The organism is Aminobacter sp. P4_H6_2 (assembly GCF_056400805.1).
The window spans coordinates 1-7,002 of the sequence record NZ_JBFUKO010000280.1; the positions used below are offsets into that span (position 1 = coordinate 1).

At 62.4% G+C, this 7,002-nt stretch carries 7 protein-coding genes; 3 read left to right on the forward strand and 4 right to left on the reverse strand.

What is annotated here, in order from left to right; translation table 11 throughout:
- Window positions 1-486: 486 nt before the first annotated feature.
- Window positions 487-1,473: a methyltransferase gene (locus AC1DUU_RS18925; RefSeq protein WP_476784943.1), complete on the reverse strand. Its 987-nt coding sequence runs from the start codon at window positions 1,471-1,473 to the stop codon at window positions 487-489.
- 258 nt (window positions 1,474-1,731) lie between these two features.
- Here AC1DUU_RS18925 and AC1DUU_RS18930 point away from each other — a divergent pair, with 258 nt between their 5' ends.
- Together AC1DUU_RS18930 and AC1DUU_RS18935 are read left to right on the forward strand one after the other, a co-directional pair.
- Window positions 1,732-2,088: an ArsR/SmtB family transcription factor gene (locus AC1DUU_RS18930; protein WP_476784944.1), complete on the forward strand. Its 357-nt coding sequence runs from the start codon at window positions 1,732-1,734 to the stop codon at window positions 2,086-2,088.
- On the forward strand, window positions 2,072-2,551 hold the full coding sequence (locus tag AC1DUU_RS18935; protein WP_476784945.1) for an SRPBCC family protein: 480 nt from the start codon (window positions 2,072-2,074) through the stop codon (window positions 2,549-2,551). Before AC1DUU_RS18930 ends, AC1DUU_RS18935 begins: the two co-directional genes overlap by 17 nt.
- A 184-nt stretch (window positions 2,552-2,735) precedes the next feature.
- Here AC1DUU_RS18935 and AC1DUU_RS18940 read toward each other — a convergent pair whose 3' ends face one another.
- Both AC1DUU_RS18940 and AC1DUU_RS18945 read right to left on the reverse strand, forming a co-directional pair.
- A complete protein-coding gene (locus tag AC1DUU_RS18940) occupies window positions 2,736-3,917 on the reverse strand; it encodes a DUF930 domain-containing protein (RefSeq protein WP_476784946.1) in 1,182 nt (393 codons plus the stop codon).
- Window positions 3,918-4,180: 263 nt separating this feature from the next.
- Complete coding sequence (locus AC1DUU_RS18945; protein WP_476784947.1) at window positions 4,181-5,035, reverse strand: MFS transporter; 855 nt, start codon at window positions 5,033-5,035, stop codon at window positions 4,181-4,183.
- Here AC1DUU_RS18945 and AC1DUU_RS18950 point away from each other — a divergent pair.
- On the forward strand, window positions 5,001-5,534 hold the full coding sequence (locus AC1DUU_RS18950) for a LysR substrate-binding domain-containing protein (protein ID WP_476784948.1): 534 nt from the start codon (window positions 5,001-5,003) through the stop codon (window positions 5,532-5,534). The genes AC1DUU_RS18945 and AC1DUU_RS18950 overlap by 35 nt on opposite strands.
- Window positions 5,535-5,877: 343 nt before the next feature.
- Here AC1DUU_RS18950 and AC1DUU_RS18955 read toward each other — a convergent pair whose 3' ends face one another.
- Window positions 5,878-6,915 carry an IS110 family RNA-guided transposase gene (locus AC1DUU_RS18955; protein ID WP_476784949.1) on the reverse strand — a complete coding sequence of 346 codons (1,038 nt, stop codon included), beginning with the start codon at window positions 6,913-6,915 and terminating at the stop codon, window positions 5,878-5,880.
- Window positions 6,916-7,002: the final 87 nt, after the last annotated feature.

Here is a 7,002-nt window from a genome sequence, read left to right on the forward strand (position 1 = left end):
CACAGTTTTAGCTCTCGCGAAGCCTACGAGGCCGACATGGCTGTCAGGGGCGGATCACAGGCATTCGCTGACGCGCGCAAATCGATGCACGCACTGCTCGAACGCTTCGAGCGCCATGTCTATGAAGGCGAAGGCTGACACTCGTTGGCGTTATGATGTCTTGCCGAAGCCGGTGACATCCACCCGCATCTCTAGCCCCGCGACACTAACCGCAAGGCGGAGGAGAGCCTTCCACCGCATGAGGAGCAGACTGACCGCCATTGGGGCGAAGATAGCAGCAAGCGGCCCGGAACAAGGACCCTGGATCGGCGTGCCAAAGGCTTATTCCACGCCGAAACACAGAAAACAACGAACCTTTCGGGGCCTCAAGTGGATGGTCTGCTTTCAAGTTGGATCGGCTTGAAAGCAAACCATCGCGGCCGATGTAGCAAAGGCCACTTCGAGCCTCGAATTGCCTCGCGTCCAAAACCAACCATTCAGCCACGATCAGCCTGTGAGCCGCGCACGAAACAAGGTGGTGCCGTCCGTCAGGCGCGACCTGGCGATATCCCGGAATCCAGCCTCGGTCATCCACGCGCGATACTGACCTTCAGTGTACGATTCGCCGTGCCGGTAGAGGTTCAGGAAGGTGAGATTCAAAAAGACACCCTCAGGCGGGCCCAGGCGGTCGTCATCAACGACACCCCACCCGGCGATCACGATCTCGCCTCCGGGGGTGAGGCAACGCGCCGCGTTCAGGATAGAGCTGCGTGCCTGGTCCGGCGGAAGGACCTGGACGACGGCCTTTAGGATCGCCAGGTCGTGCCGACCCATCGATGGCGCGACAGTTATGTCCCCCTCTTCTACAACCACGTCGCTGGCACCGTATTCTGACAGGATTTCTGGCGCGACCGCTGCGACCGTTGGGAGTTCCATTAACGTCGCCACAATCTGCGGCCGCCGCTCGCGAAGTCCGACGAGAATGGTCCCCGGCCCCCCGCCGATGTCGATCACTGAACCGATCGCAGACAGGTCCATCTCCTGGGCCAGATGCCGGCCGAATATCACCCCGCGCGGTGCAAGCATGCGGCTGAAGGCCGCCGCTGCCTCGGGGCCCGCTTCGGAAAAGTCGTGCAGCGCAGCCGGCCGGCTCTGACGCAGCGACTCTGCGGTCAATAGGTCGGCTCCCCAGAGCTCGCGCAGGAGCGCATGATCGCCGCCGCGATAGGTCGGCTTGGAAGCGTCGAGAAAGGCGGACGCTTCGGCTCCGTTGCGGAATTGACCATCCTTGACTTCAAGGAGGCCGATGCTGGCGAGCGCGTAGAGGAGCCGCGACAGACGATCGGGCTCGACTTTGAGCGCGGCCCCAAGACTGTCTGCAGTCACCGCGCTGTCACCGAGCCGGGTGAACACGCCAAGGTCCAGCCCGGCTCGAAGTGCCAAGGCGGGAGGCACCGCTGCGATCAGGTTGTCGATCCGATTGGAATCCACCATGTCACCTCCCCTTCCGCGACCCAGGACCGAATTTGAAGCAGCTCGGAAGATCGGAATCAACTGGAGCGGCGCTTTCCTCACTTTTCGGAGGGCCGTCAGTGACGACCGGATCGCGGCGCAACTTGATAGCGGCCCATTGAGGCGCGTTGCTGAACTGGCGCCTAGAGCTGGCGGTCTGCAGTGCGGCCTGTCAGTGCATACTAAGGCAACTACCTTAATTTTCTTGACCGGCGCCACCGACTCACGTTACAAAGGCATATGCCTTACCATTCGACCCCCCTCGACCTCGCCTTTCACGCTCTCAGCGACCCGACCCGCCGCGCGGTGGTGTCGCGGCTGGCGGAGGGCGAGGTGCCAGTCAGCGTTCTGGCTGAGCCTTTCGACATGGCGCTGCCGTCCTTCGCCCAGCATCTCAAGGTGCTGGAAGATTGCGGGCTGATCGCCAGCGAGAAGCGCGGGCGCAGCCGCTGGTGCCGGCTGGTGCCGGCGCGCTTCGACGAGGCGGCTGACTGGATGGAGGCGGAGCGCCGACGCGCGGCTGAGCGGTTGGATCGACTGGAAGTCTACCTGGACAAGACACAAGAGGATGGTGAACGACATGACAAACCTGTTTAATACCTGGTCGCTCGACCGGGAAATCGTGCTGGTAAAGCTGCTCAACCACCCACGCGACAAGGTCTTTGCCGCCTGGATGGACCCTAAGGCGCTGGCGCAATGGTACGGGCCGGCAGGCCTTGGCATCGAGACCCACGAAGCCGATATCCGCGAGGGCGGGGTCTGGCGGTTCGACATGGTGGGCGTGTTCGAGGGCCAGGAGCAGCGCTTTGAGAACCTCATGCGCTTTCTGGAGATCGTGCCGAACGAACGGATCGTGATGGACTACGGCACGCCCGACCCACACGACCCCGATCGTTTCCGAGCCACGGTGACATTCGACGAGCAGGCCGACGGCAAGACGGTGCTGACCATGCGGCAGCTGCACCCCAGCCGCCAGCGGCGTCAGGTAGTCATCGGCTTCGGCGCGGTGGAATACGGGCTGCAAACCTTGGACGGCCTCGCCGCCTGGCTGGATGGCTGAACCCTTGGCGGCTCGGTGCCGCGCGCTAGTTGGCGATGGCCGATACGGCGTGCGCATCGAGCTGCGCTTGATTGCGCAGGTCAAATTTGACGGAACAGGATAGCCACACCCGATGTCAGACGGATGCTATCTCGCGTGACACGAGAAACCAGACAGCCGGGATCCGCTTTTTGGGCAACAAGCTCTAGTAACCTGCAGGGAGTCCGAGACGCRCCCATTGCTCGCGCGGGATCGTAGCTCCGACGCGGAAGGAGAACGACAGGACTGACGTCGCGTCGGTATCGACCTCGCATCGGAAGCTGAGAGCGTGCCATGCTGTTCGCGTGCGGAAAGCAGCCTCCGGGACGTCAAGGACATTGCCCAGCTTTAGCGGAACCATTGGCACCAGGTCGGGGGAATAAGAAGCATCCACCAGTTGCTGCTGCAAGGTGCTGGCGCAAAGTTTGGCAGCCCGCTTGTCGCGAGGCACGCCAGCCATCGAAGTTGTGGCCAGCGCATCGTCGGTAGCACCTTGCGATTGGGGCCTTCGAACACCCGGCAATCCCGAATAAGGTTCCGATGTGGCAACGTCCACATCCTTGGAGTTTGGCGTCCCGGAGCTCCCGCTTCTGGGCTTCGAGGCCTTTGCAAAGCTGGGCTTCGGCGCATTCGCGGGTCGGGGCTGCGGCGCTTTGGCCAAGGCGGGAAGCGCGATCTCACCGCCGCTGCCGGCAGCATCCAACGGCGTTGGTGCTGTTGCTGTTTGCTTGTCAGCACCGTCCACCAATCCCTTTTGTTTGTCAGTCTCCTGTTTGCCTATGTCCTGGTTTAAGGTCGCGTCGTTCTCCGCATCCTGTGCGGACTCGGGATCCTTTGCCGCGGTCGCCTGCTTTTCGGTGTCGTTGGCTGCATCTGGCCGCTCTTCGGAGCCCGGGGACGTGGCGGATTCATTCTGCGAGCCCTTCGCTGCGAGAGGCGGTTTCGAATCGTCACCCTTAGTCGGCGACGGCGAGGTGTTTTGAACGATGCCGCCCTCCAGAGATGTACTGGAGCCGGCATCCTTGTCCCCGAACCGGAAAACAGGTTTCAGGACCTCGATTGGTGCCGGCTTGGGTGGTGGCACTTCCGATGGAGGCGGTCGTTCCACCTTCGGTTCCGGGGGCTTTTCGGCTTTGGGTTCCTTTGGGGCCGGCGGAGGAGCAGGTTTCGGCTTTGGCTGTTCGGGCGGAGGCACGAGAGTGACGTTTACCGCTGGCTCTTCCTGCTGCAGATGAGGAAGCATCGGCTGGCCGTAGACCAAGACCGCGACGATGAGCCCATGCAAGATCAGCGACGCGGGCAAGGCCCACAACAAGTCCCGACTGCGGTCCCTTGTCTCATCCTTCATGCTGACCGATGTGCCGTGAAACGGAGGCGGCATCAAGCATGAACGTCGGAGTTGCGCAAAATAGCCGCTGGAGGTCCGAAGAAGGGAATTGGGTCTCGGAGTTGGTTTAGTCAGGGCCAGCGTAGTGTAGTCAACGTCCTCGCGCGCTTCTCTTCGTTTGGCCTGAAGCGGCTCCTAGGGGGCCGAAATCTGCTGGTCCGCCTTCGAAACACATTTGGCTGCAGCGGTCTGTCGAAACGTCGGCTTCCCAATCAATGTTGGTGTTATTGGGCGGCCTTCCTAGCTTCGAGACGGGCGATGAACGGAATGGCGAGCACTGCGAATGCCGCGATGCCTGCGGCGATGTAGCCCAAGCTACCGATACCCAGCATCTTAATGGCAGTGCCGCCGATAATGGCACCAAGGCCGATGCCAGCATTGGCTGCGGACACGTTCAGCGTGCCCGCCAGGGCCTGGGCATGGCTTGCAGACTTCATGACGCGGATCTGGCAAATGGGATAAAGCGCGGTATTGGCCAAGCCCCAGACGGCGAGCGCAAGTCCCAGCCATAGGGGATGCGAGGCGAGTGGAACGGTCGCCGCCATGCCGCCGGCCAAGACGAGTGCGGCCTGAGCCGTGGCGCGCAGCGGTCCGCGACCGACCATGAGCCCTCCGATCCAGTTGCCGAGCAGGCCGATCGCACCAAAGCCCATCAGCCACCAGCCAACATCTTTGGAGGGCACCCGAGCGACCTGTTCCAGAAGATCGGCCAGATAGGTGTAAGCGGTGAACATGGCAGTGAAGACCAGGACCGACAGGGCGATGTTCGCCAGAAAGAAGGGTGACCTCAAAATCCGCATTTGTTGACCCAGCCGCAGGCGCTGGGGACGAGCCAGGGTTGGCATAGCCACGAGCCGCAGCGTCGCCATCAACAACGACAGGACCGCCAGAGCCCAGAAGGCCCCGCGCCAGCCGAATGCGGCGCCGGCGAGCGTTCCAAGGGGAATGCCGAACACCATGGCGCCGGAGATGCCCAGATAGACGTTGGCGACCGCTTTACTGGCGCGATCAGGACCGGCGATCTCGGCCGCCGTCTCGCTGGCCGTGCCCCAAAAGATCGGCAGCGCCAGTGCCGGCAAAAAACGCGCCAATGCGAGCAGCATTGCGGTGAGGATCGGTGGCCCGGAAGCCTGGCCTGATCGAGTCGCCCATCGCCGCCTCGGCGCGGAGCGTCTCGTCTTTTGCGCCTCACCGGCCTATCTGGCCAAGCAGCCCATGCCGGCAACGCCAGATGATTTGGCGAAGCTCGGCGGGGTGCTTTACGGACGCAGTGATGGGTTCACGTCGCCCTGGCGCTTCGGCGGCGCGGACGGCGTCGAACACCGGGCTGTCGCGGGGCGCATCGTTCTTGGCAGCGCCGAGGCGCAGGTCGAGGCCGTCAGGGCCGGCTTTGGTGTCGCTCAACTCGCAACCTGGCTGGTCAGTCGAGAACTGGAGGCCGGAATACTCGTCGAGATTCTTCCGGAATTCGCCATTGAGGGCCTGCCGCTGCACCTTGTGTGGCTGGCTGACCGGCAACTTAGCCCTAAAGTGAGCGCGTTGCTCTCGATTTTGGGCGCCGAACTGAACGTCGCTTGAAGATTACGCGTGAATAGTATCTGCTACCAAGCCGGGGCGCGACAGTCCTCTGTGGATGGCTCCCGCATTGCAAGAGATAATTCGACGTTCTGGCGCGTTGGTCGGGTGCAGTCTTCTGTCCGGCCTGTTGATGCAGCCATAGGAGACTGCTGGCCCTGATGGGGTCGGCAAAACAAGGTCCCAATCTGCTTAGCAGGCTATGACGCCTCGGACTGTCCGCGGGTTGTCCCTGTTTCCGGCCTGACCGGTTTCGCCATCACATCGCTTCGCTCTCACAACCTCATGGAGCCGATCGGCCGGCTCGAACTGTTTCTTGCCTTCAGGATCTCATCTCTTGGCGACTCTATGCTGCAAGGTGCGGGGCATGGCGCGCCTGGTAAACCTCGCCGCGGATCATGATCGCCCAGACCACCCGGGCCATTTTGTTCGCCATGGCGACACTCGCCACACGCACCGGTTTCCTGGCGAGGAGCGCGACGAGCCTCGGGTCCGCTGTCTCTGGTTTGTATTTGGCTCGGCGGATCAAGGATGTCGCGCCCACCACCARSAGCTTTCTTAGATACCGGTCACCCATCTTGGTAATGCGGCCGAGCCGGTCTTTGCYACCACTCGAGTTTTGCGATGGCGTGAGCCCGAGCCAGGCGGCAAACTCCCGACCCGAACGGAACTGTCCCGGATCAGCGACCGATGCCGCCAGCGCCGTTGCACCCACCGGGCCGATGCCTGGAATGGTCGATAGACGCCGTGCCACCTCGTCAGTTCTTTGCAGGGCAAGGATCGCTCGGTCGAGCGCCTGAAGACGGACATGGGTGTCGAGAACCTGTCCGCATAGCAGGCCAAGAATCTGCATCGCCATCTGCGGCACGTCTGGCGTTACTTCCTTGGCGGCGATCTGGCGTGCCAGGCCAAGCGCCCGCTCCAACCCTTCGGGAATGTCGATGCCGAACTCGGCCAGCAGGCCTCGGATCATGTTGACCAGCTGCGTGCGCTGCTTGACCAGGAGATTACGAGCGCGGTGAAGCGACAATGCCGCCTGCTGCTCGGCTGACTTCATCGCCACAAACCGCATGGTCGGGCGGGTCACCGCTTCGCAGATCGCCTCGGCGTCCACCGCGTCGTTCTTGCCGCGCTTCACATACGGCTTCACGTAGGCCGGCGGCATCATGCGGACCTCATGACCCAGCTTGGTCAGCTCTCGCGCCCAATGGTGCGATGTGCCGCAGGCCTCGATGCCGATCAGGCAGGGTGGCAACTTGGTGAAGAACGGCAAAACCTGCGATCGCCGTAGTGCCTTGCGCACGACAACGTCTCCAGACGCGTCAACGGCATGAACTTGAAAAACACGCTTGGCCAAATCGAGGCCCACGGTGGTAATCTGCATGGCGGATGGCTCCTTTGCTTGGGTTGCCAGACAGCAAACCCATTTTGGCACTCAGATGCCGGGAGCGGGAGCCATCCACCTCATCCG